General features: G+C 65.5%; 24 protein-coding genes. 14 read left to right on the top strand and 10 right to left on the bottom strand.

All coding sequences use genetic code 11. The features are described 5' to 3' along the window. Positions 1–49 precede the first annotated feature (49 nt). From ACUXUR_RS21435 to ACUXUR_RS21420, 4 genes are all read left to right on the top strand, one after another. Positions 50–2,446 (top strand): heavy metal translocating P-type ATPase, encoded by a 2,397-nt coding sequence (locus ACUXUR_RS21435; RefSeq protein WP_445504385.1) that lies wholly within the window; start codon positions 50–52, stop codon positions 2,444–2,446. A 153-nt stretch (positions 2,447–2,599) separates the two neighbouring features. Further along, a complete protein-coding gene (locus ACUXUR_RS21430) occupies positions 2,600–3,058 on the top strand; it encodes a hypothetical protein (RefSeq protein ID WP_445504384.1) in 459 nt (152 codons plus the stop codon). Positions 3,059–3,135: 77 nt separating this feature from the next. Further along, positions 3,136–3,384: a DUF2933 domain-containing protein gene (locus ACUXUR_RS21425; protein ID WP_445504383.1), complete on the top strand. Its 249-nt coding sequence runs from the start codon at positions 3,136–3,138 to the stop codon at positions 3,382–3,384. Between the two features lie 125 nt (positions 3,385–3,509). Next, entirely contained in the window at positions 3,510–4,247 is a 738-nt protein-coding gene (locus tag ACUXUR_RS21420; protein ID WP_445504382.1) for a Spy/CpxP family protein refolding chaperone, read from the top strand. A gap of 84 nt (positions 4,248–4,331) precedes the next feature. On the opposite strand, the gene ACUXUR_RS21415 is transcribed toward ACUXUR_RS21420, so the two are convergent. The 3 genes from ACUXUR_RS21415 to ACUXUR_RS21405 form a co-directional block, all read right to left on the bottom strand. Next, positions 4,332–4,853: a DUF305 domain-containing protein gene (locus tag ACUXUR_RS21415; RefSeq protein WP_445504381.1), complete on the bottom strand. Its 522-nt coding sequence runs from the start codon at positions 4,851–4,853 to the stop codon at positions 4,332–4,334. A 27-nt stretch (positions 4,854–4,880) separates the two neighbouring features. After that, the gene (locus ACUXUR_RS21410; protein WP_445504380.1) at positions 4,881–5,213 is read right to left on the bottom strand and encodes a four-helix bundle copper-binding protein; all 333 of its coding nucleotides are present in this window, start codon (positions 5,211–5,213) and stop codon (positions 4,881–4,883) included. A gap of 126 nt (positions 5,214–5,339) precedes the next feature. Continuing rightward, positions 5,340–5,699: a hypothetical protein gene (locus ACUXUR_RS21405; protein WP_445504379.1), complete on the bottom strand. Its 360-nt coding sequence runs from the start codon at positions 5,697–5,699 to the stop codon at positions 5,340–5,342. 161 nt (positions 5,700–5,860) lie between these two features. On the opposite strand from ACUXUR_RS21405, the gene ACUXUR_RS21400 reads away from it, so the two are divergent. From ACUXUR_RS21400 to ACUXUR_RS21355, 10 genes are all read left to right on the top strand, one after another. Next, positions 5,861–6,118 (top strand): heavy-metal-associated domain-containing protein, encoded by a 258-nt coding sequence (locus tag ACUXUR_RS21400; protein ID WP_445504378.1) that lies wholly within the window; start codon positions 5,861–5,863, stop codon positions 6,116–6,118. 10 nt (positions 6,119–6,128) lie between these two features. After that, on the top strand, positions 6,129–6,602 hold the full coding sequence (locus ACUXUR_RS21395) for a DUF411 domain-containing protein (protein WP_445504377.1): 474 nt from the start codon (positions 6,129–6,131) through the stop codon (positions 6,600–6,602). Between the two features lie 179 nt (positions 6,603–6,781). Beyond that, positions 6,782–7,450 carry an exopolysaccharide biosynthesis protein gene (locus ACUXUR_RS21390; RefSeq protein WP_445504376.1) on the top strand — a complete coding sequence of 223 codons (669 nt, stop codon included), beginning with the start codon at positions 6,782–6,784 and terminating at the stop codon, positions 7,448–7,450. Positions 7,451–7,522: 72 nt separating this feature from the next. After that, positions 7,523–8,839, top strand: a complete 1,317-nt coding sequence (locus ACUXUR_RS21385) for a hemolysin family protein (RefSeq protein ID WP_445504375.1) — start codon at positions 7,523–7,525, stop codon at positions 8,837–8,839. Between the two features lie 391 nt (positions 8,840–9,230). After that, positions 9,231–9,779 carry a sigma-70 family RNA polymerase sigma factor gene (locus tag ACUXUR_RS21380; RefSeq protein WP_445504441.1) on the top strand — a complete coding sequence of 183 codons (549 nt, stop codon included), beginning with the start codon at positions 9,231–9,233 and terminating at the stop codon, positions 9,777–9,779. Continuing rightward, positions 9,772–10,533 (top strand): anti-sigma factor family protein, encoded by a 762-nt coding sequence (locus ACUXUR_RS21375; RefSeq protein ID WP_445504374.1) that lies wholly within the window; start codon positions 9,772–9,774, stop codon positions 10,531–10,533. Before ACUXUR_RS21380 ends, ACUXUR_RS21375 begins: the two co-directional genes overlap by 8 nt. A 20-nt stretch (positions 10,534–10,553) precedes the next feature. Continuing rightward, the gene (locus ACUXUR_RS21370; RefSeq protein WP_445504373.1) at positions 10,554–11,270 is read left to right on the top strand and encodes a Bax inhibitor-1/YccA family protein; all 717 of its coding nucleotides are present in this window, start codon (positions 10,554–10,556) and stop codon (positions 11,268–11,270) included. Positions 11,271–11,301: 31 nt separating this feature from the next. Further along, on the top strand, positions 11,302–11,868 hold the full coding sequence (locus ACUXUR_RS21365; RefSeq protein WP_445504372.1) for a DUF2076 domain-containing protein: 567 nt from the start codon (positions 11,302–11,304) through the stop codon (positions 11,866–11,868). Between the two features lie 263 nt (positions 11,869–12,131). Next, entirely contained in the window at positions 12,132–12,824 is a 693-nt protein-coding gene (locus tag ACUXUR_RS21360) for a TerC family protein (protein WP_445504440.1), read from the top strand. Positions 12,825–12,893: 69 nt separating this feature from the next. Beyond that, entirely contained in the window at positions 12,894–13,349 is a 456-nt protein-coding gene (locus tag ACUXUR_RS21355; protein ID WP_445504371.1) for a 4-aminobutyrate aminotransferase, read from the top strand. Between the two features lie 84 nt (positions 13,350–13,433). On the opposite strand, the gene ACUXUR_RS21350 is transcribed toward ACUXUR_RS21355, so the two are convergent. The 7 genes from ACUXUR_RS21350 to ACUXUR_RS21320 all read right to left on the bottom strand — a co-directional run bounded on the left by ACUXUR_RS21350 (position 13,434) and on the right by ACUXUR_RS21320 (position 20,590). Then, positions 13,434–14,600, bottom strand: a complete 1,167-nt coding sequence (locus ACUXUR_RS21350; RefSeq protein WP_445504370.1) for an acyl-CoA desaturase — start codon at positions 14,598–14,600, stop codon at positions 13,434–13,436. Between the two features lie 183 nt (positions 14,601–14,783). Further along, positions 14,784–15,500 carry an IS6 family transposase gene (locus tag ACUXUR_RS21345; protein ID WP_445504369.1) on the bottom strand — a complete coding sequence of 239 codons (717 nt, stop codon included), beginning with the start codon at positions 15,498–15,500 and terminating at the stop codon, positions 14,784–14,786. Positions 15,501–15,571: 71 nt separating this feature from the next. Further along, complete coding sequence (locus ACUXUR_RS21340) at positions 15,572–16,552, bottom strand: asparaginase (protein ID WP_445504368.1); 981 nt, start codon at positions 16,550–16,552, stop codon at positions 15,572–15,574. A 69-nt stretch (positions 16,553–16,621) separates the two neighbouring features. After that, positions 16,622–17,380 (bottom strand): SDR family NAD(P)-dependent oxidoreductase, encoded by a 759-nt coding sequence (locus ACUXUR_RS21335; RefSeq protein ID WP_445504367.1) that lies wholly within the window; start codon positions 17,378–17,380, stop codon positions 16,622–16,624. A gap of 35 nt (positions 17,381–17,415) precedes the next feature. Further along, the gene (gene hydA / locus ACUXUR_RS21330; protein ID WP_445504366.1) at positions 17,416–18,852 is read right to left on the bottom strand and encodes a dihydropyrimidinase; all 1,437 of its coding nucleotides are present in this window, start codon (positions 18,850–18,852) and stop codon (positions 17,416–17,418) included. A 49-nt stretch (positions 18,853–18,901) separates the two neighbouring features. Continuing rightward, on the bottom strand, positions 18,902–19,660 hold the full coding sequence (locus ACUXUR_RS21325; protein WP_445504365.1) for an SDR family NAD(P)-dependent oxidoreductase: 759 nt from the start codon (positions 19,658–19,660) through the stop codon (positions 18,902–18,904). A gap of 15 nt (positions 19,661–19,675) precedes the next feature. Continuing rightward, on the bottom strand, positions 19,676–20,590 hold the full coding sequence (locus tag ACUXUR_RS21320) for an NAD-dependent epimerase/dehydratase family protein (RefSeq protein WP_445504364.1): 915 nt from the start codon (positions 20,588–20,590) through the stop codon (positions 19,676–19,678). Positions 20,591–20,593: the final 3 nt, after the last annotated feature.

The following is a 20,593-nucleotide window of genomic DNA, read 5'->3' as shown; positions in this document are numbered from 1 at the left end:
GAGGCCCCAGGCTTCCCGTTTCGCAGAATAATCGAACCAGGGAGCCGTCATGAGCGACACCCAAGCCACCAAGAACCATAGCCATGCGGGCCACAGCCACCATGGGCACGGTGACCACGCCGGACATCACCATCACGAGCCTTCGACGGTGGCCGCCACGGTGAAAGATCCGGTTTGCGGGATGATGGTCGATCCGCATTCGACCCCGCACCGGGCGCAGTACGAGGGTAAGCCGTATTACTTCTGCTCCTCGGGCTGCCAGTCGAAGTTCATGGCCGAGCCTGTGAAGTACGTCGAGCCAGCAACAGCCCGGAAGGCCGAGCCTGTGCCTGAGGGCACAATCTACACCTGCCCGATGCACCCACAAATCCGGCAAGTCGGCCCGGGCTCGTGCCCGATCTGCGGCATGGCGCTCGAACCCGTGCTGGCCACCGCCGAGATGGGCCCAAGCCACGAACTTGTCGATATGACCCGCCGGTTCTGGATCGGCCTTGTGCTGTCCATTCCGGTAGTAGCCCTGGAAATGGGCGGGCATCTCACGGGCCTCAGCCACTATGTGGGCCAGCAGACCTCGAATTGGATCCAGATGCTGCTGGGCACGCCCGTCGTGCTGTGGGCGGGCTGGCCGTTCTTCGTCCGCGCCTGGCAGTCCCTCGTGAACCGCAGCCTGAACATGTTCACGCTGATTGCCATGGGTACGGGCGTGGCGTGGGTCTACAGCATGGTCGCGACGCTCGCCCCCGACGTCTTCCCTGCGGCCTTCCGCGGCCATGACGGCGCCGTCGCGGTCTATTTCGAAGCGGCTGCGGTTATCACCGTCCTCGTGCTGTTGGGACAGGTGCTCGAACTCCGCGCCCGCGAAACCACGAGCGGCGCTATCCGGGCTCTCCTCGACCTCGCGCCCAAGACCGCTCGCAAAATCATGCCCGACGGCACCGAGCAGGAGGTCCAACTCGACACCGTGCAAGTCGGAGACCGCCTGCGGGTGCGGCCGGGCGAGAAGGTGCCAGTCGACGGCGTGGTCGTCGAAGGCCGCAGCGCGGTGGACGAATCGATGGTCACCGGCGAGTCGATGCCGGTCACCAAGGAGGTCGGGGCCAAGGCAATCGGTGGCACCATGAACCAGTCCGGCGGCCTCGTGATCGAGGCCAAGAAGGTCGGACGCGACACCATGCTATCGCAGATCGTGCAGCTCGTGGCAGAGGCCCAGCGCAGCCGCGCCCCGATCCAACGCCTGGCCGACCAGGTCTCCGGCTACTTCGTGCCGGCGGTCATCGGTGTGGCGGTACTCGCCTTCGCTGCCTGGATGATTTGGGGCCCGGAGCCGCAGTTCTCCTACGGCCTCGTCGCGGCTGTGGCGGTGCTGATCATTGCTTGCCCGTGCGCCCTGGGCCTCGCCACGCCGATGTCGATCATGGTCGGCGTTGGGCGCGGTGCCCAGGCCGGGGTTCTGATCAAGAACGCCGAGGCGCTCGAGCACATGGAGAAGGTCGACACCCTCGTGGTCGACAAGACCGGGACCCTGACGGAGGGCAAGCCGGCCGTCACCGCCATCGTCCCGGCGGAGGGCTTCGCGGAGGCCGAAGTGCTGCGCCTGTCGGCGAGTGTCGAGCGGATGAGCGAGCATCCGTTGGCCGTCGCCATTGTCGCCGCGGCCGAGAAGCAGAACATCGCCACCGCTCCGGTCAGTGACTTCGACTCGCCGACAGGCAAGGGCGCGCTCGGCACCGTCGACGGCCGCCGCATCGTCCTCGGCAACAAGGCGTTCCTGGCGGAGCATGGCATCGATGTCGCTCCGCTGGCGGAGCAGGCTGACAGGCTGCGTGAGGACGGCGCGACCGCCATCTTCGCCGGCGTTGACGGAACGGTGGCGGGTGCCCTCGCCATTGCCGATCCCGTGAAGGCCTCGACACCGGAAGCTCTCGCTGGCCTGAAGGCGGAGGGCGTCCGAGTCGTGATGCTCACCGGCGACAACTGGACGACGGCCAAGGCCGTCGCCCGCCGCCTCGGAATCGAAGAGGTCGAGGCCGAGGTCCTGCCGGACCAGAAGAGCGCTGTGGTCCAGCGGTACAAGGCAGCCGGGCGCGTGGTCGCCATGGCCGGCGACGGCGTGAACGATGCCCCGGCGCTGGCGGCGGCGGATGTCGGCATCGCGATGGGCACCGGCACCGATGTGGCGATGGAGAGCGCCGGCGTGACCCTGCTGAAGGGCGACCTGACCGGGATCGTACGGGCGCGGCGGCTATCGCGGGCGACCATGCGCAACATCCGCCAGAACCTGTTCTTCGCCTTCATCTACAACGCGCTCGGCGTGCCGGTGGCGGCGGGCGTGCTCTACCCGGTTTTCGGCATCCTGCTGTCGCCGATCATCGCGGCGGCGGCCATGGCGCTGTCGTCGGTCAGCGTGATCGGCAACGCCATTCGCCTGCGGACCGTGCGCCTGTGATGGCCTGCCTGGGCAGGGGTGATGGAGGAAGGTTCAGATGACGACACCACGTGGGAGGCAGACCGTGCCCGCGTGGCGCCGAGTCGAAGAACGTGCTAACTTTGCGCCGTGGAACGCACGCCTTTCTTCGGAGGGCAAGCCGTGGCACCCTCAATGCACCCGCTGGCGCCGCATGCGCTGCCGATCTTCATTTCGTCTCCCGCCGCGCCAGACTACCTCATGATCGGGGTGGCGATCTTTTTGGTCGCCTTCGTGCTCGCGATCGGTCTCCTTTACCTGAGGCTGCACCACCTTCCCGAGCACATCGCCCACAAGTCCACGAAGATGAAATATGAGATCGTGGACGTGCTGGGCCTGCTCGCCATGTTCACCCACATCCATGCTTTTTGGATTGCAGGGCTGTTGCTGGCGTTGATCGACTTCCCGGACTTCAGCACCCCTTTGGCACGCATTTCCGGCGCGCTCGACAAGTTGGCCGCCGATCGCCGACGCCGAAGAGCGGTAAGTGGCGTGGGCGGAGAGCGGTCGGAAGCGCCAGGGACGATCGTCATGCCTCGATCGCCTGCCCCGCCAGTCGCTGCGGCCGGGATGCCCCGTCACGGGTCAGCGTGATCGACGTTTGATCGGGATCAAGGCCGATGGCTCGCAGAAGGTTCAGAGTTGCCCAGTCCTGATCGGGAAGCCCTGCCATGAACTCCACAGACACCACGCCACACGTATCCCCGCCCGCACCGCACAGGAACTGGCGGACCGTATTGATCGGCACCCCCTTGGGGTGGGCCATCACGCTCGCGCTGGCCGCGCTCGGTGTCTACCTGTTCGTAAACCACACAGGCCACGTCATCAGCGCCCTGCCCTATCTGCTGCTGCTGGCCTGTCCACTGATGCACCTGTTCATGCATGGTGGCCACGGCCATCACCATGGGCCGCGTGAGTGACCATCACTAGGCCTGACCGTCTCGGCCGCACGGACGTGCCTCGATGAGCTCCATCGCCTCCGAGACGGAAAGCCCACCCATCCATTCCCGATCCCGGGAGTCGGGGTCGACAAGGAGAGCCTGCCATGAAGACACCCCTTCTCGTAGCTGCCCTGATCGCCCTCGCCGGCCCCGTCCTGGCCCAGGCGCCTGCCGATCACGAACAGCACCATCCGGGTGGCACGACCGCAGCGCAGGTCCAGTCCACGACCCCGGCTCAGCCTCAGGCGGCGCCCGCCCAATCCGGGACACAAATGCCCATGGGCCAGATGATGCAGGGCCAGATGATGGGCCGAGGCATGATGCAGGGCCAGGGCATGCCCGGCGGCATGATGAGCGGAGGAATGATGAGCGGCGGCCGGGGCATGATGGGCCGGCTCTCGCCCGAGGACCTGACCGCCATTGCGGACGCCCACATCGCCGCGATCCATGCCGGTCTGAAACTGTCAGCTGAGCAGGAGAAGCTGTGGCCCCCAGTGGAGGCTGCCATGCACAACACCGCCCGCCTGTATCTTTCCCACATGCAGGCGATGCGCGAGACCCGGGGCATGATGGCGACAGATCCGGTTGGCCTGCTCCGCGCCATGGCTGAGCGGATGAGCCAGGGATCCGACACCCTGCGGAACCTCGCGGACGCCGCCTCGCCGCTGTACGCCACGCTCGACGAGGCGCAGAAGCGCCGGCTTCAGGTGCTCGTCCGCATGGGCGACCCCGGCATGCCAGGGGGCATGCGAGGGATGATGGGTCCCGGCATGATGGGTTCCGGCGGCGCCATGATGCGCGATGATACCAACGACGACGATGACAGCGAGGACAACCGCTGAGGCGGCAACACGCTAATCTGGTCGTGAAACGCGGACCGCCCCTGCCCTGAGGAGAGCCCCCGCCGTGGCGAGGGCTCCATGACTTCACTGCGCGCCTTCCTTCTTGGCGTTCTTCTGCAGCCACTCCTTCATCTCGGCGATCTCCTGGCCCTGCTCCTTCTTGGTCTTCTCGGCCATCTTCTTGGCTTCGGCGTTGTCGCCGGTCTTGAGAACCACGTCGGCCATGTCGATGGCACCCTGGTGGTGGGCGATCATCCCGCAGATGAAGGCGACATCGGAGTCTTTGATCATGTGGGCGGCCATCATCGGGCCTTGCATCTTCATCATGGCCTGCATGTAGCCCTTCTGGGCCTCGTTCATGTTCGCCATCAAGCCCTGCATGTTCTGCATCATGCCCGACATGTCCATCCCCTGCATGTTCTGCATTTGCCCGCTGGCCTGGACCGCCGTCCGGCACTCCTCCGGCAGGCTCTCGGCCGACATGGCCATCTGGCCGCCTGAGGTGTGCTGCATCTGGTTCTGCTGGGCCTGAGGCTGTTGAGCCATGGCACCCCAAGTCATGGCAGAGGAAAGCAGGGTCACGGCAGCGATCGTACGGATGGTCATCTTGTTTCCTTTCCAGTGTGATGAAGTTTAGGCTGCCATCTTGCGGCAACTCTCGGCACAGCGGCGGCACTGGTCGACGCATTCCTGCATGTCACCGACCTGCTCGCAGGACTTGGCGCATTCCTCGCAGATCTCGGCGCACTCGCGGCAGGTGTGCTTGTGGTGGGGCGTGCCGATCAGCATGAAGTGGGCCGACGTCCGGCAGATCTCGGCACAGGCCATCATGACGCGAAAATGGCCTGGCTCGACGTGCTTGCCGCCCTGCTCGAGGCAGTGGGTCATCGCCATACCAAGACAGGTCTGGTAGCAGCGCAGGCACTCGTCGATGCAGGACTGCATCTCCTTGGACATCTGGTGCATGGTCTTCTCCTGATTTTCAGGCGCGGTGAGTTGGCGGCTCGCAAGGGCACGGCGCCTGACGCGCCGGCGGGCCAGGTCTCATGGCGAACGGAACCCACGCCGAGGCGTGCTTGCTCCGTCCCTGGCTCAGGCCTGTTTTGGTGGGCGGTCAGGTCCCGACGGGGCGATCGGTGCCACTCCCGGGTCGGTGGGGATCGGAATGGTGACCGACGGCAAAGGACTAGTCGCCAGATCAGCAAAGCTGGGAACGACCGCCATGACGCAGCGGGGATGGCAGCAGGTCTGTCCCATCGCATGGGGCTGGGCCGGAACCGCATGGTCATGATCGGGAGATCCCTGGCTGACCTGGGCCATATGCCCGTGATGGCGCTGGGCGACCGCAGGCCCGTCCGCAGCTTGGGCAACCGCATAGAGCGGAGCGCTCGCAAGGCCGAGGGCGGACGTCACGACCAATAGGCAGCGAAGCATGAGGCGAATGCAGGCCACAGCACCTTCCTTGGAGTCATGGCGGCAACGGACCCCCGCGGGATCGGTTCCCAATGCGAACGAGCCCCACTCTGATCCCTCCGACCAAAAGGCGCTTGACCTTGCCATCGTGGGAAGGTGCAAGGTGCGTGCATCATCCCTTTGAACCGGAGATTTGAACCATGTGTGGTTGCAGCACCCATCAGTCCCAAGCCCCCCAGACCGCGGAGCGAGATCCAACGGCCCTGACCCTGCGGGTCGAGGACATGACCTGCGGCCATTGCGCCGGGACCATCAAGAAGGCGATCGAGACCGGCCTGCCCGGCACGAGCGTCGAGGCGGATCCGGCCTCCAAGCTTGTTTCCGTCCGCGGCAGCACCGATTTGAGCTCCATCAAGGCCCTCGTGACCGAGGCCGGCTACACTCCGACCGCAGCCTAAGGAGATCCTCATGCTCGACCGCCGCCGCATTCTGACCGTCCTCGGAGCCTCCAGTGTCGCCCTCGTGGCCGGGCAGGCCTTCGCCCTGGCCGCCCTGCCGAAGGTCGTCGTGACCAAGGATCCGAACTGCGGTTGCTGCGGCGGTTGGGTCGAGCACATGAAGGCGGCCGGCTTCCCGGTGGAGGTCGTCACCACGCCCCAGGTCAACCGGGTTAAGGCCCGCCTTGGTGTGCCGGACGACCTCGCCTCCTGCCATACGGCAGAGGTCGGCGGCTACGTGATCGAGGGCCATGTGCCGGCCGACGCGGTCAAGCGCCTGCTGGCCGAGAAGCCGCAGGCCAAGGGACTTGCCGTGCCCGGCATGCCCGTCGGCTCGCCGGGCATGGAGGTCAAGGGTGTCGAGAACGACACCTATGAGGTGGTCCTGTTCGGGCCCTCGGGCCAGACCACCTTCGCCCACTACCAAGGCACGCAGCCGGTCTGATCTGCCCTGCGCTATTCCGCCGGAACAGTGCACCACTTTCGGACGGCAGCCCGGCCGCTTGCCTGTCGTAAAGGGGCGGGAAACGTTGCATGTGCCAGCACAAGCCTTGGCACTGCAGGTGCTGCGTTTGACAGGACGCCCGCTGCTTCCCATATGTGGCAGCTCACTCAGACCAGATCATGCCTGACCCTTCGAGTACCCTCGCGCCCGTCGTCTCCTCCGACACGGACGCTGAACCCCGACGACGATTTTCCGATGTTCTAACCGAGCTCGCGGGCCGGCCCACGGCTGCCATCAGCCTGGGCGATATGCTGGACGCCTTTGGCGACCGGGCCTTCGGGGCCCTGATGCTCGTTTTCGCCGCCCCCAACATGCTGCCTCTGCCGCCCGGCGTGTCCGTGGTCCTGGGCGCACCGCTTCTCTTCGTGACCACTCAGTTGATGCTGGGCCGCTCGGCCCTGTGGATGCCGCGTTTCATTCGCCGGCAGTCGATCTCCCGCGACGTCTTCATCGTTCTGACGACAAAGCTCAGCCCCATCCTTCAGCGGGCGGAGCGCGGCCTGCGGCCCCGGCTGTCCCTGCTGCTCCATCCGGCCAACGAACGGATCATCGGTGCGGCCTGCCTCATGCTCGCTATCATCCTCCTCCTGCCGATCCCGTTCGGCAACATTCCGCCCGCCTGGGCCCTCGCGGCCTTTGCGCTTGGCATCCTGGAGCGGGATGGCCTCGCCACGCTGGTCGGCTGGCTCGGCACCATCGGCAGCGTTCTGATCTTGGCGGCGGTGTCGTCGGCGCTCATCGCCGGCGCCCGCGCCTTTCTCGACCAGCCTTGGATTCTGATCAGCTAACGGATCCCAACCAGAGCCCCGCCACTTACTTCCCAACAATCTTGGAGCGGTGCCTCGCCACCGGAATACCTCGTGCTTGAACTGGCCATCGTTGCCTTCTTGATCATCCTCAACGGGCTGTTTTCACTGTCGGAACTTGCCATTGTCTCGTCCCGCAAGGCCCGTCTGAAGACCATGGCGGAGGCAGGCCGGGCGGGCGCCACAACTGCTCTGGCCTTGGCGGAGGATCCCGGCCGCTTCCTGTCGACGGTCCAGATCGGCATCACGTTGGTTGGCATCCTGGCCGGCGCGTATTCGGGTGCCGCCCTCGGCGACCGCCTGGGCGCTATCCTGATCGGTTATGGCCTGTCGGAAGGCGTGGCCGAGCCGCTCGGCTATGGCCTTGTGGTCGCCATCATCACATATCTGTCGGTAGTCATCGGCGAACTCGTTCCAAAGAACCTGGCCCTCAGCAACACGGAAGGCATCGCCTGCGCCGTGGCCCCGATGATGGCAGTGGTGTCCAAGGTTGCCGCTCCTGTGGTCTGGCTGCTCGATGCCTCGACCCGGCTGGTCTTCCGCCTGCTCGGGCGCAGCACCGCCTCGGACAGCGCCGTGACCGAAGAGGAAATCAAGACGATCATGGCCGAGGCGGAGACCGCCGGGGTCATCGAGACCGACGAGCGCAAGATGATCGCCGGTGTGCTGCGTCTCGGTGACCGGGCGGTGCGCGGGATCATGACGCCGCGTACTGACGTTGACTGGATCAACCTCGACGACTCGGAGTTCGAGATCCGGCAATGCCTGATCAATACGACCCATTCCCGAATCCCTGTGGCCGAGGGCAATCCGGACAACATGCTCGGCGTTGTCCAGGCCCGCGAGCTCCTGGCCGCCCTGCTGAAAGAAGAGCCGTTGGACATCCGCGCGTACATCCGCAAGGCACCGGTCATCCCGGACACCCTTGATGCCTTGGATGCCCTCGATGTGCTGCGGGAGGCCGAGGTGCCGATGGCGCTTGTGCATGACGAATACGGCCACTTCGAAGGTGTGGTCATGCCGGCCGACACCCTTGATGCCATTGCGGGCGCCTTCCGCTCGAACGAGGACGAGGCCGAACCCGAAGCCGTGCAACGGGAGGACGGCTCGTGGCTGCTGGCCGGCTGGATGCCGGCGGACGAGATGGCCGAGCTCCTCAGGATCTCGCTGCCGGAGCCGCGGCACTTCGAGACCGTGGCCGGACTGGTGATTAACGAGCTGCAGCACCTGCCCGAGACTGGCGAGACCACAGAAACCCTGGGCTGGCGCTTCGAGGTCGTCGACATGGACGGACGACGCATCGACAAGGTGCTGGCACAGCGCATCACCGACAGCGCGGCCCCCGTGCCCGAAACTGTTTCGATCCCCTGACGGATCCCACGGAGAGCGGCTCTTGCATCCCATGCGCCCGCTCCCCACGTTACCGTTGCCTTAGGGTCCGGGCCCCTCTGGCGAGCGGGTCGCCGCTCGCGATGTCGGACGCCTTCTCTTGCTCTTGCGCCCACGAGCGCGACCGCAACTGGAGGATCCGATCGTGGATTCCGTCTCCCCTTCCAACGCTCCATCCATCCTCACTGGCGAGGATGATGCAAAATTACCCAACGACATCATCCACGCCCTGACACGGGCCGGTGACGAGGCCGTTCTGGCGTCCTCCGCCAAAGGCGGCGCTCGGTCTGATGGCCTCCGCCCCGGCTCAGGTGAAACGGGAAAATCCGATCGTCGTCCGGATTATGCCGGCGAGCAGCTTCGTACACCTGTCATGAACGACCCCAAGCGCATGGATGTGATCGGCCTGCTCGGCCCTTTGCGGCGCTACGCCCGATCCCTGACCCGGGACGAGACCCAAGCCGAGGACCTGGTGCAGGACACCCTCGTCCGCGCCTACGAGCGGCATGGCTCCTTCCGCTCCGGCGGCAATTCGAAGGGCTGGCTGCTCTCCATCCTGCACAACACCTTTATTGACGGTCGCCGCCGCCGCATGGCGGAGGCCCGCCGCCTTGAGCAGGTTGCCGCCGTGAGCGAGATGGCGGCTCCTCCCGCCCAGGACAGCCAGGTCAGGCTCCAGCAGGTCCAGGCCGCCTTCCTGCAGCTGCCGGACGAGCAACGTGCCGCCCTGCACCTCGTGGCGATCGAGGGGCTTCCTTATCAGGAGGCGGCGGACGCCTTGGGCATCCCTGTCGGCACGCTCATGTCCCGCCTCGGCCGCGCCCGCGCCACCCTGCGTGGGTTTGAGGCGGGTACGCATCTGGCGCCGCCGGCCGAGGATCAGCGGCCGCGCCTGCGCATCGTCGGAGGATCCGATGTCTGACCCCATCACCGAAACCGACCTCCTCGCCTATGTGGACGATCAGCTCGACCCGGCCCGGCGGATTGAGGTCGAGGAGCATCTTGCTCAAAATCCGGGTGCGGCCACGCGGGTCATGGCTGATCTGAAGGACCGGGACACCCTCCGGCTGATCCACGCCGCTCCCCTGCCCCGCCCTGCTGAGCCTACGCTGGCGGCAGCGATCCGTCTGGAGCGTGCTCTCGGCTGGCGGGACCTGGGTCTGAAGCTCCGTCGCATCGCCGCGGTGGTGACGCTGATCGGGTTCGGCTGGTTTGCCCACGGGCAGGTGGGCCTTGGCATCACCGACAGCGAGGCGTCTCCCAAGCCGCCCGCCTTTGTCGAGGATGCCCTGCACTCGCATGAGACGGCGCTGGTGCGGGCCCGCATGGCCTCGCAGCATGGAACCGCCGCCTACGACCCGGCTGAGATCCTGGCCGCAACAGGGATCCGGCTGCCGACCCTGCCGGAGGACTGGCGGGTGCGGGATGCCCAGGTATTCCCGTCTCGAGACGGCCACAGCGTCGAGATTTCGGTCGATGCCGACGAACTTGGCCGGGTGTCGCTGTTTGCCGCCCATGTGCCGGTCTTCAATGTGATCGACCCGGCCGTCGCCCGCTTTGACGAAGCGAAGACCGTCTACTGGCAGACGGGCCAACTCGCTTATGCGCTGACCGGCACCGGCAGCGACAAGGCCATCGAACGGGCGGCCGTCCGGCTGTCCCGTACGCTTCAGTAACCCCCACAGGAGGACCTTGGATGAATACCCCCTATGCCTGGCAAACCACCACAGCCCGCGCCAGCGGCGCCGTCTTCGACGAGGGCCTGCGCCAGCACATGCTGCGGGTCTACAACACCATGGGCGTGGGTCTGGTGGTGACGGGCCTCGTGGCGTTCTTCGTCGCCTCGACCCCTGCCCTCTACGTGCCGATCTTCCAGACCCCACTGAAGTGGGTGGTGATGCTGGCGCCTCTGGCCTTCATCTTCTTCTTCTCGTTCCGCATGGAGCGGATGACCGCGGCCTCCGCGCGCACGGCCTTCTTCGCCTTCTCGGCCGTTATGGGCCTGTCGCTAGCCTCGGTGTTCCTGGTGTTCACGGGTGCAAGCATCGCCCGCACCTTCTTCATCACCGCGGCCATGTTCGGCGCCACCAGCCTCTACGGCTACACTACCAAACAAGACCTCTCAAAGTTCGGCTCGTTCATGATCATGGGCCTGATCGGCATCATCATCGCATCATTGGTCAACATCTTCCTCGCGTCGAGCCTGCTGCAGTTCGCGATCTCGATCATCGGCGTGCTCGTGTTCACGGGTCTGACCGCTTACGACACGCAGACCATCAAGGAGCAATACGCCGAAGGCTTCGGCCACGAGGCCAACAGCAAGATGGCCGTGTTCGGTGCGCTCTCGCTCTACCTGAATTTCATCAATCTGTTCCAGCTGCTCCTCAGCCTCACGGGCCAGCGGGAAGAGTAACCACCGTCCATTGCAGAAAGGATCGATTTACATGGACCAACAGGACCGTCAGGCCATCGAACAGCTCCTTGGTAAGATCGCTCAGGTCGAGGGCCAAGCCGGAGCCCCGGACGCACAGGCGGCGGAGTTCATCCGTTCGCAGATTACGCGGCAGCCGAACGCACCGTACTACATGGCCCAGACCATCGTGGTGCAGGAGCAGGCGCTGAATGCCGCCCAGGGCAGGATCCAGCAGCTGGAGCACGAACTCGCGAACCGTCCAGCGGGCGGAGGCGGATTCCTCTCCGGCCTCTTTGGCGGCGGGCAGTCACGGCCGCAGCCGCATCAGCCTTACCCGCCGCAGCCGGTGCACGGCATGCCGCCCCACATAGCTCCCGGCATGGGCGGCATGGCTCCGCGCGGAGGCGGCGGCTTTCTCGCCGGCGCGGCCCAGACTGCCATGGGCGTGGCCGGTGGCGTGCTGCTGGGCAACATGATCGCCGATGCTTTCGGGGGTGGAGGCGAGGCGAAAGCCGCCGACGCCGGCCAAGCCGAGCCGCAGCAGGCCACCGCCGAGGATTCTGGCGGCGATGACTTCAGCTTCGAAGAGGACATCTAAGTCCGATCAACGATGGGGCGGCTCTCCCGGACAGGGCCGGCCGCCCCGCAACCTCAAGCTATCGGCTCACGATCGGCCGGCTGACCCACCGCAGTCTTGACGCCCCCAATAGCAATGGCGCAACCCCAGGCCGATCAGCATCGTTGTCGGCGGCCGGCTGGGGAGTGCCCTCACCCGGTCGGGGCTAAAATAAGGAACATCGAGTGGACTTTTCCTGGCTCTCCGATCCGACAGCCCTGGTAGCGCTCGCGACCCTGGTCGTGATGGAGGTTGTGCTCGGCATCGACAATCTGATCTTCATCTCGATCCTCACCAACAAGCTGCCGGAGCATCAGCGCTCGAAGGCACGACGGATCGGCATCGGCTTGGCCCTGATCCTGCGCCTCGGGCTGCTCGGCACCATCGCCATCATCGTCACCCTGACGGAGCCAATCTTCACCCTGTTTGGACACGCCTTCTCCTGGCGCGACCTCATCCTGATCGGCGGCGGACTCTTCCTGGTCTGGAAGGCGACGAAGGAGATCCACCATAACGTGGATCCCACGCCCAATGACGACGTGTTCGACACCACCAAGGCCACGATGACCTTCGGGGCGGCGATCACCCAGATCCTGCTGCTCGACCTGGTCTTCTCCCTCGACAGCATCATCACGGCGGTCGGCATGACCGACATCGTGATGATCATGGTGATCGCCGTGATTGCCGCCGTGACCGTGATGCTGCTGGCCGCCAACCCTCTGGCTCAGTTCATTCACAACAACCCGACAGTGGTGATGCTGGCGCTTGGCTTCCTCCTGATGATCGGCATGACGCTGATCGCCGAAGGCTTCGGAGCCCACGTGCCGAAGGGCTACATCTATGCCGCCATGGCCTTCTCGGCCCTGATCGAGGGGCTCAACATGCTCTCCAGGCGGGCCGCCCGGCGCAAGGCAACTCCAGCCAGTCCGAGAGATTGAAGACAGGCAGGCGTTGCCTTCGGCAGCGCCTCCTCTTCCAGTACTCATTACCCAAAAAGGAAATTAAGAATGCACCGTTTGCAGACTCCTGCCGCAGCTCTCGTCCTCGCGTCCTCCCTTGCCGTGTCTGGAACCGCCGTCCTGGCTCAGGCCAACAGTGCCTACCGGAGCACGGATGTGGTTGCCGGCAAGACACACCGTCTGGGCGTCTACGGCAACGTGCAGAAGGACTGCACGTCGGGGCCGCTGCCGACGGTCCGGGTGGTGACCCCACCCAAACATGGCGAGCTGAACGTGCGCAATGGGAAGCTCAAAGCCGGACGGATCTCACGCTGCCCGAAGCTGGAGGCGGCAGCCCAAGGCGTCTTCTACAAGCCCAATCCCACGTACAAGGGGGCTGACGAGGTCAGCTACGAGATCAAGTCGGCCAGCGGCAAGGTGGAGAGCCACACCGTCAGGATCACGGTGAAGGATGCCCCGCCAGCGGAGGCCAAGCCGACCTCCGACAGCCATCCCGACCTGTGAGGACGAAGCCGGTGTGCAGACCCTCGTCCCGCCGCGCTGACGCATCCTGTCGGAAGGGCCGCGCGGAGCGGACCTTCGTGATGCCTACGGGGTCGCGGGAGCCAATCGGGCGCCGACGGCCTCCAGGATCATGCGGTGGGCCCGCTCGACGATCTCGTCCAGCGAGCGCGTCCTGACGAACATGCCCGAAGCCCGCGCGCCGATCTCCTCCCGGGTCGGCAGGTAGGGCAGATGCACATGGGCCAGCACCTCGTGGGCCCTGTGCTGCGCGGCCGCGAGCCTCGCCCGCAGGTCGGCCAGACCCGGCGTGGTTTCGAGCGCCTGGTTCAGACGGGACGAGATCGCCTCGACGTTGAACGTGGCGACGAGATCCTTCGCGGCGCGGTCGATCACCCGCGAGCCGAGCTTCTGCTCGTTTCTGAGCACCGCCTCAGGCGGGCTTTTGAGGTCCCACACTACGCCAGCCCACGACAGCGCCTTGATGATGTAGAAGGTCGGGTCGATCTCCCACCAGCGGAAGCCCTGACGCACGCTGGCTTGGTAGGCGTGATGATTGTTGTGCCAGCCCTCGCCCATGGTGAAAAAGGCCAGCAGCCAATTGTTGCGGGAATCATCGCCCGTCACATAGCGCTTGGATCCGTGCACGTGGGCGAGCGAGTTGATGCAGAAGGTGGCATGGTAGACCGCCACCGTGCTCCAGAAGAAGCCGACGACGAGACCCGGCCAGCCGGCGATCAGGAAGGTAATAACGGCGAGCACCGCGGCAGGAACCAGTTCGTACCTGTGGAGCCACATCAACTCCGGATATTTGGTGAAGTCGCCGACCTTCACGAGATCGACAGTGTCGTGCCTGCGCGCGAAGATCCAGCCGGCATGGGCAAAGAGAAAGCCCGTATGGCGCGGCGAATGCACGTCGTGCTCGGTATCCGAGAACAGATGGTGATGCCGGTGCTTAGCGGCCCACCACAACACGCTCTTTTGAGCGGTGCTCTGGGCAAGGCATGCGAGGACGAACTGGAACGCGCGGCTGGTTGCGTAGGAGCGATGAGAGAAATAGCGGTGATAGCCGGCCGTGATCCCGAACATCCGCAACCAGTACAGGACGATGCCGAGCACGGCTGCTTCCCAGGTCACACCAGTCCAAACAGCAGCAAAGCACGCGACGTGGACGAGGAGAAAAGGGATCACCTGCGGGTAAACAATATCATCGTGATCGTCGTGCGGCGCGTTGGAGGGTGTCGGAGAACTCATTCTATGCCAAAGATGGTTGTGGTTGTTGGGCATGCGCCGTGCCGCACGCTCGTGAGGACAGACCGTTTAGCTGTAAACCACCTAAACGAGAAGACAGGTCCGGTGCGACTTAGCGGACCGACCGGGACGGGTTCCGTTGCAAATCCTGCCGTAGGTCAAACGACGGCCGAACGTGATCTCAGTTTAGGCAGCAGTGCTGAAGAGAGCAGCAACGAAATCACGCTGAGCCTTCATGTCGTTTGCTGGTGCGATCGCGACCTGTCTCTTGCGGACCATCGCCATAGCCTCATAGCCGGCGATTGTCTGGGAGGCAGTCTGGAAGTTTTTGAAGCCCAGTCCCGGCCTGACCAGCCGCTTGATGCGCCGGTGATCCTGCTCGACGATATTGTTCAGAAATTTTACCTGCCGGAGTTTGGCAAAGCGCCAGAGCTCTCCCTCCCGCTTCATGGCCTTCACCGCAATGGGATAGGCGGCGTTCTTGTCGACCGTGATGGTGCGAGGATTGACCGTATGCGCCTGGCCCAAGGCCTTGCGGAAGAACCGTCGGGCGGCAGCCGCATCCCGCTTGGGCGAGAGCAGAAAATCGATGGTTTGCCCGGCTGCATCAACGGCGCGGTAGAGATACACCCACTCGCCCTTCACTCGAATATATGTTTCGTCCACGCGCCAGGATCCATTTGTCGTCCGGAGATGCGGACGGATGCGCTTCTCCAACTCGGGTGCATAAGCCTGGATCCAACGAAAGAGGGTCGTATGATCGACCGTGACGCCACGATCGGCGAGCATGCGCTCGAGATCGCGGTAGCTGATCGGGAACTGAAGATACCAGCGGACCGCCCACAGGATAATATCCGCCGTGAATTGCCGCCCCTTGAACGGGTTCTTGTTATCTTGCTTCACCCTCTGCCCCTCTCAGCACCCTCTTGTCGTAGCTCAGGTGGCGGAGCGCTCAAAGCTGCAACAGATCCGGTTCAGTTGCCGTGTCGTTTCATCTCACGCCGGATGGTGGGTGCGTCTGCGCCGCTGCCGAGCATGAGCGCCATCAGGACCCGGGTCTTCGCGGCGCTCAGGTCTCCGCAGAAGATCGCTCCGGCCGCCGCGAGATCGGAGCCGCCGCCGGCCCCGTAGATCGGTGCGACCCGGCCCTGCGGGCAGCGGGAGGTCACCGCGACCAGGATGCCCTGCTGGACCGCCTCGACGGCCGCCTTCGTCACGGCTGGCGTCGCGTTGCCGCGTCCGAAAGCCTCCAGCACGAGCCCGCGAGCGCCGGTCTCCAATGCGGTTTTCAGGAAGCGTGCGTCGGACCCCATCACGAGCTTGATCACATCCACCATGGGTTCGATCCGCCCGCTCGCGAGCGGATCGCGCCGGATCGTCCTGCGCTGGATCCACACGCGCCCGGCATCGATCTCTCCGAGCTTGCCGTGCTCCAAGGACGCGAAGGTTCCGACCCGCGACGCATGCATCTTCGTGGCGTCTCTCGCGGCGTGGACCTCCTGTCCGAAGACGATGAGGGCCCCCAGTCCGCGGGCCTCTTCTGAGGCCGCGACGCGGATGGCGTCGGCGAGATTTCGCGGCCCGTCGGAATCAGGCTCGTCCGCATGAAGCTGCGCGCCCGTGAACACGACCGGCTTCGCGGAATCGAGGAGGAGATCGGTCAGATAGGCGCTCTCCTCCATCGTGTCGGTTCCGTGGGTGACGACGATTCCCGCGATGCCCGGATCCGCCAGCAGGGCGCGGATGCGCTGAGCGAGCCTGAAGGCCATCTCCAGGTCGATGCCGTAGCTGCCAATATTGGAGAATTCCTCGGACGTGACCTCCACGTCCGGCGTGAGCGGGCCCAGCGAGGCCACCAGCTCGCCGCCGCCCACGTTACTGACGACGGAGCCGTGCGTCGCGCTGTAGCGCGACGCGATGGTTCCGCCCGTGGTGAGAACAACGATGCGTGTCACAGGCTCATTCTCCCGCCCCGGTCGTCGCACGGAGCCATGGTATCAGAAATGCGGGCGTTTACGCGGGCATCAGTAGCGTCCAACGAGCAATCCTCCGTCGACCACGATGACCTGCCCCGTGATGTAGCGCGCGGCGTCCGACGCCAGGAATACGGCGACGTCGGCGACGTCCTCCGGCTCGCCCGTACGGCCGAGCGGGATGAACTTGGCCGCGGCCTCCAATCCTGCTTCTCCGAGGGAGTTCTCCTCCGACAGCGCCTGCGCCGTGCGGATGTAGCCCGGTGCGATTCCGTTGACGCGGATACCGTCCTTGGCGAGCTCCACTGCGAGACCCCGAACGAGCCCCACGACGCCCGACTTGGCGGCGGAATAATGCACGTGCTCGTCCCAGCCGTATGCGACGCCCATGATCGACGAAAGCGCGATCACGCTGCCGCTGCCGCGCCGTCTCATCCCGGGAGCAGCGGCGCGCGCGATGCGGAACACGCCGCCGAGATCAATGTCGAGGGTGTGGCTCCACTTCTCGTCGGTGAGCTCCGCAAGCGGGACCTTGTGCGCGATGCCCGCATTGGCAAGGACCACGTTGATCCCGCCGTATGTCTCCTCGACCAGAGCCACGAGGGCATCCGTCCGCGCCGAATCCCGCACGTCGAGATGATGGAACTCGGCCTGGCCTCCAGCCGCGACGATCTCCTCGGCGGCCTTCCGGCCTTCCCGCTCGAGAACATCGGTCAGGATGACGCGATATCCGGCGCGCGCGAACGCGACGGCGGAGGATCGGCCGATTCCGATCCCGGCTCCGGTGATCAGCACCACAGGCATTCGCATGTCATTGTCCTTCGTCATCTATGGAGACAGGTCGCCTACCAGCGGTCGCCCGTCTTGGCGGGAACGGCGTAGGGCGACAGCTCCCGCCTGAGGAACGTTCCGCCTCCGGGCTCGCCGAGGATCCTGCCCTCCTCCGCCACGAGCTTTCCGCGCAGGATCGTGGCCACGGGCCAGCCCGTCACCGTCATGCCTTCATAGGGCGTGTAGTCGGCGCCGTGATGCATCAGCTCCTGCCGGATGGTTTCCTTGCGCTGCGGATCCCACAGGACGATGTCGGCGTCGAAGCCGGGCGCGATCGATCCCTTACGCGGATAGAGGCCGTAGATCTTCGCATGGTTCGTGGAGGTCAGCGCGACGAACTCGTTGAGCGTGATGCGGCCCTCGACGACGCCCTTCGAGTACAGGATCTGCATGCGCGTCTCGATGCCCGGGATGCCGTTGGGGACCCAGCGGAACGAGGTGCGCGCTTTGGGGTTCAGTTTGCCCTTTTCGCCTTCGTAGAAGAACGGGCAATGGTCCGACGAGAAGGTCTGGAACACGCCGGTCCGGATGCCTTCCCAGATCGCCTCCCAGCTGGCCTCGTCGCGGGGCGGCGGCGAGCACACGTACTTGCCGCCGCTCTCGTCCATGTTGAGGCCCTTGAGGTCGTCGGCCGTCAGCGCGATGTATTGCGGGCAGGTCTCGCCATAGACCTTCAGGCCCTTCTGCTGGGCCCAGCGGATCTGCTCCATCGGCTCGCGTCCCGACACGTGGACGATCATGACCGGCACGTCCGTCAGCTCCGCATGGCTGATGGCCCGGTGCGTGGCCTCGCGCTCGACCGATTGCGGACGCGACACCGCATGATAATAGGGCGCCTTCTTGCCGGCGAGCTCCAGCCGCTCCGTCATGAAGCGGATAGCGTCGTATCCCTCGCAATGGACCATGACGAGCGCGCCGCAGCCGCGCGCGCAGTCGAACACTTCGAGCAGCTGCCGGTCGTTGAGCACGAGGTCGTCATAGGTCATGAACACCTTGAACGAGGTGTAACCGTCGTTGACGAGCGACGGCAGCTCCTGTCCGAGCACGCTGGCGGTCGGGTCGCTGATGATCAGGTGGAAGCCGTAATCGCAGTAGCTCTTTCCGTCCGCTTCCTTGTGATAATCGGCCACGCTCGTCCTGAGCGACGCGCCGCGCGGCTGGAGCGCGAAGGGCAGGACCGTGGTGTTGCCGCCCGCGATGGCCGAGCGGGTGCCGGTCTCGAACCCGTCCGCCATGGCCGGGCCGCCGAAGGCGGGCTGCGCGAGATGGACATGGCTGTCGATTCCGCCGGGCATCACCAGCAGGCCGGAGGCCTCGATCTCCTTTTCGCCGCGCTCCAGCCTTTCGCCCACGGCGACGATGCGGCCGTCGCGAATGCCGACATCGGCGCGCACCGTATCCGCCGCCGTGACGACCGTTCCTCCCCGGATGACGAGATCGTAATCACTCATGTCGAGAGCTCTCTCTTCTTGGTGTTGGATGGGTTCGGGACCGCAGGCGTCAGACCATGACGTCGCCGCCGTTGGGCGAGAGCGTCTGCCCCGCGTAGAAGGCGCCGGCCTGCGAGGCGAGCAGCAGGACGGTGGGAGCGATCTCCTCCACGTGGCCGAAGCGGCCGATCGGGAGCTGCGCCTTCTTCATGGCCCGCCACTCGTCGCTGAGGCCCATCAGCAGCTCCGTCTCGACGGGGCCGGGCGCCACCGCGTTGACCATGACCCCATGGGGCGCCCCCTCGTAGGACAGCGCGCGGGTGAAGCCCACGACGCCCGCCTTGGCGGCGCAGTAATGGGCGAGCCCCGGCGCGCCCTTATAGGCGAGCTGCGACGCGAAGTTGATGATGCGGCCATAGGAGCGCTCGACCATCTTGCCGAAGAAGGCCCGGGTCACCAGGAACGTGCCGCGCAGGTGGACGCCGAGCATGCGGTCCCAGTCCGACACGGTCAGATCGGTGAACACCTTGTCGCCGCCGATGCCCGCGCAGTTGACGAGGATGTCGACCCGGCCGAGCCGCTCCTCGGCCCAGGAGACCATGGCCGCGACCTCCGCCTCGCTGGCGACGTCGCAGGACCGGGCGTGAACCCGCAGTCCCTCCGAGACGAGCCGCCCGACGAGCTCGTCGGCGTTCCGCTCGTCGTGGTAATGGCAGAACGCGACCTCCGCGCCGTTGCGGGCGAAGAGCTCGACGATCGCGGCTCCGATGCCCCGGCTTCCCCCCGTGACCACCGCCTTCTGTCCAGCCAGGCTGAAGATCTCGCTCATTTCTATCCCTTTCCCTCAAGCGGCCGCACGGTTCTGCAACCACGCCGCATAGGCGCGCACGCCCTGTTCAAGACTGATCTCCGGCGTAAAGCGCAGATCCCGCTGGACCGCGGAGACATCGAAGCGATGCTGCCGGTCGTCCACGGGGTCCGGCCCCTCCCCGAGCGCGATGTCGGCCTGCGGCAGGACCCGGCGGACGATGTCGCCGATCTCGCCGAGGGTGAGATAGGTCCCGCCGGTCACGTTGTAGGTCTGCCGCGGCAGGCGCGGCGTGCGCAGAGCCGTGACAAGCGCCCTCGCCGCATCCTCCACATGGATGAACTGACGGTGGAAGTCGCGCCCGAAGGGCTTGCGGGTGGGACGTCCGGCGAGCGCATCCTCGATCATGGTCCGCACGATGCAGTCCGTCGTGCGCCGCGGGCCGTAGACCCACGACAGGCGAAGGCTCACGCCGTCGACGCCGTATTGCCGGCTGTAGGCGGAGACGAGCTGCTCGCCCGCCACCTTGCTCGCGCCGTACACGCTCGTCGGCACGAGCGGCACATCCTCGGGCACCAGGCCTTCGGGCGTGTTCCCGTAGGCGCTGGTGGACGAGCAGAAGACGAACCGCGCCCCATGGATGCGCGCGATCTCGAGCACGTTCGCGGTGCCGACGATATTGACCTGAACCATGGAATAGGGATTGTCCCGCGCTACCATGGGGCCCGAGTGGGCCCCGCAATGGACGATCCCCGTGATCCGGTTCTCGACGGCGAGCGCGTGCAGGCGATGCACGTCCGACAGGTCGCAGGCGACGATGGGCTGTCCCTCCTCCGTCTGCGCCACGCGGTCGATGGGCAGGACCCGCTGCCCGTTCGCCTCCAGCAGGACCCGCACTGCATGGCCGAGAAGGCCGGCGGCGCCGGTCACCAGAATGGTCGGTTCACTCATGAC

This window comes from Microvirga medicaginis (genome assembly GCF_052658925.1).
The sequence above is the reverse complement of the archived record's forward strand: the minus strand, read 5'-3'. Positions and strand labels throughout refer to the sequence as shown.

What these genes read in the sequence shown, in the direction of transcription:
- ACUXUR_RS21435 (WP_445504385.1), top strand. Translation starts at nt 50, where the DNA reads ATGAGCGACACCCAAGCCACCAAGAACCATAGCCATGCGGGCCACAGC.
- ACUXUR_RS21430 (WP_445504384.1), top strand. Translation starts at nt 2,600, where the DNA reads ATGCACCCGCTGGCGCCGCATGCGCTGCCGATCTTCATTTCGTCTCCC.
- ACUXUR_RS21425 (WP_445504383.1), top strand. Translation starts at nt 3,136, where the DNA reads ATGAACTCCACAGACACCACGCCACACGTATCCCCGCCCGCACCGCAC.
- ACUXUR_RS21420 (WP_445504382.1), top strand. Translation starts at nt 3,510, where the DNA reads ATGAAGACACCCCTTCTCGTAGCTGCCCTGATCGCCCTCGCCGGCCCC.
- ACUXUR_RS21415 (WP_445504381.1), bottom strand. Translation starts at nt 4,853, where the DNA reads ATGACCATCCGTACGATCGCTGCCGTGACCCTGCTTTCCTCTGCCATG.
- ACUXUR_RS21410 (WP_445504380.1), bottom strand. Translation starts at nt 5,213, where the DNA reads ATGCACCAGATGTCCAAGGAGATGCAGTCCTGCATCGACGAGTGCCTG.
- ACUXUR_RS21400 (WP_445504378.1), top strand. Translation starts at nt 5,861, where the DNA reads ATGTGTGGTTGCAGCACCCATCAGTCCCAAGCCCCCCAGACCGCGGAG.
- ACUXUR_RS21395 (WP_445504377.1), top strand. Translation starts at nt 6,129, where the DNA reads ATGCTCGACCGCCGCCGCATTCTGACCGTCCTCGGAGCCTCCAGTGTC.
- ACUXUR_RS21390 (WP_445504376.1), top strand. Translation starts at nt 6,782, where the DNA reads ATGCCTGACCCTTCGAGTACCCTCGCGCCCGTCGTCTCCTCCGACACG.
- ACUXUR_RS21380 (WP_445504441.1), top strand. Translation starts at nt 9,231, where the DNA reads ATGAACGACCCCAAGCGCATGGATGTGATCGGCCTGCTCGGCCCTTTG.
- ACUXUR_RS21375 (WP_445504374.1), top strand. Translation starts at nt 9,772, where the DNA reads ATGTCTGACCCCATCACCGAAACCGACCTCCTCGCCTATGTGGACGAT.
- ACUXUR_RS21370 (WP_445504373.1), top strand. Translation starts at nt 10,554, where the DNA reads ATGAATACCCCCTATGCCTGGCAAACCACCACAGCCCGCGCCAGCGGC.
- ACUXUR_RS21365 (WP_445504372.1), top strand. Translation starts at nt 11,302, where the DNA reads ATGGACCAACAGGACCGTCAGGCCATCGAACAGCTCCTTGGTAAGATC.
- ACUXUR_RS21360 (WP_445504440.1), top strand. Translation starts at nt 12,132, where the DNA reads ATGGAGGTTGTGCTCGGCATCGACAATCTGATCTTCATCTCGATCCTC.
- ACUXUR_RS21355 (WP_445504371.1), top strand. Translation starts at nt 12,894, where the DNA reads ATGCACCGTTTGCAGACTCCTGCCGCAGCTCTCGTCCTCGCGTCCTCC.
- ACUXUR_RS21350 (WP_445504370.1), bottom strand. Translation starts at nt 14,600, where the DNA reads ATGAGTTCTCCGACACCCTCCAACGCGCCGCACGACGATCACGATGAT.
- ACUXUR_RS21335 (WP_445504367.1), bottom strand. Translation starts at nt 17,380, where the DNA reads ATGCGAATGCCTGTGGTGCTGATCACCGGAGCCGGGATCGGAATCGGC.
- hydA (WP_445504366.1), bottom strand. Translation starts at nt 18,852, where the DNA reads ATGAGTGATTACGATCTCGTCATCCGGGGAGGAACGGTCGTCACGGCG.
- ACUXUR_RS21325 (WP_445504365.1), bottom strand. Translation starts at nt 19,660, where the DNA reads ATGAGCGAGATCTTCAGCCTGGCTGGACAGAAGGCGGTGGTCACGGGG.
- ACUXUR_RS21320 (WP_445504364.1), bottom strand. Translation starts at nt 20,590, where the DNA reads ATGAGTGAACCGACCATTCTGGTGACCGGCGCCGCCGGCCTTCTCGGC.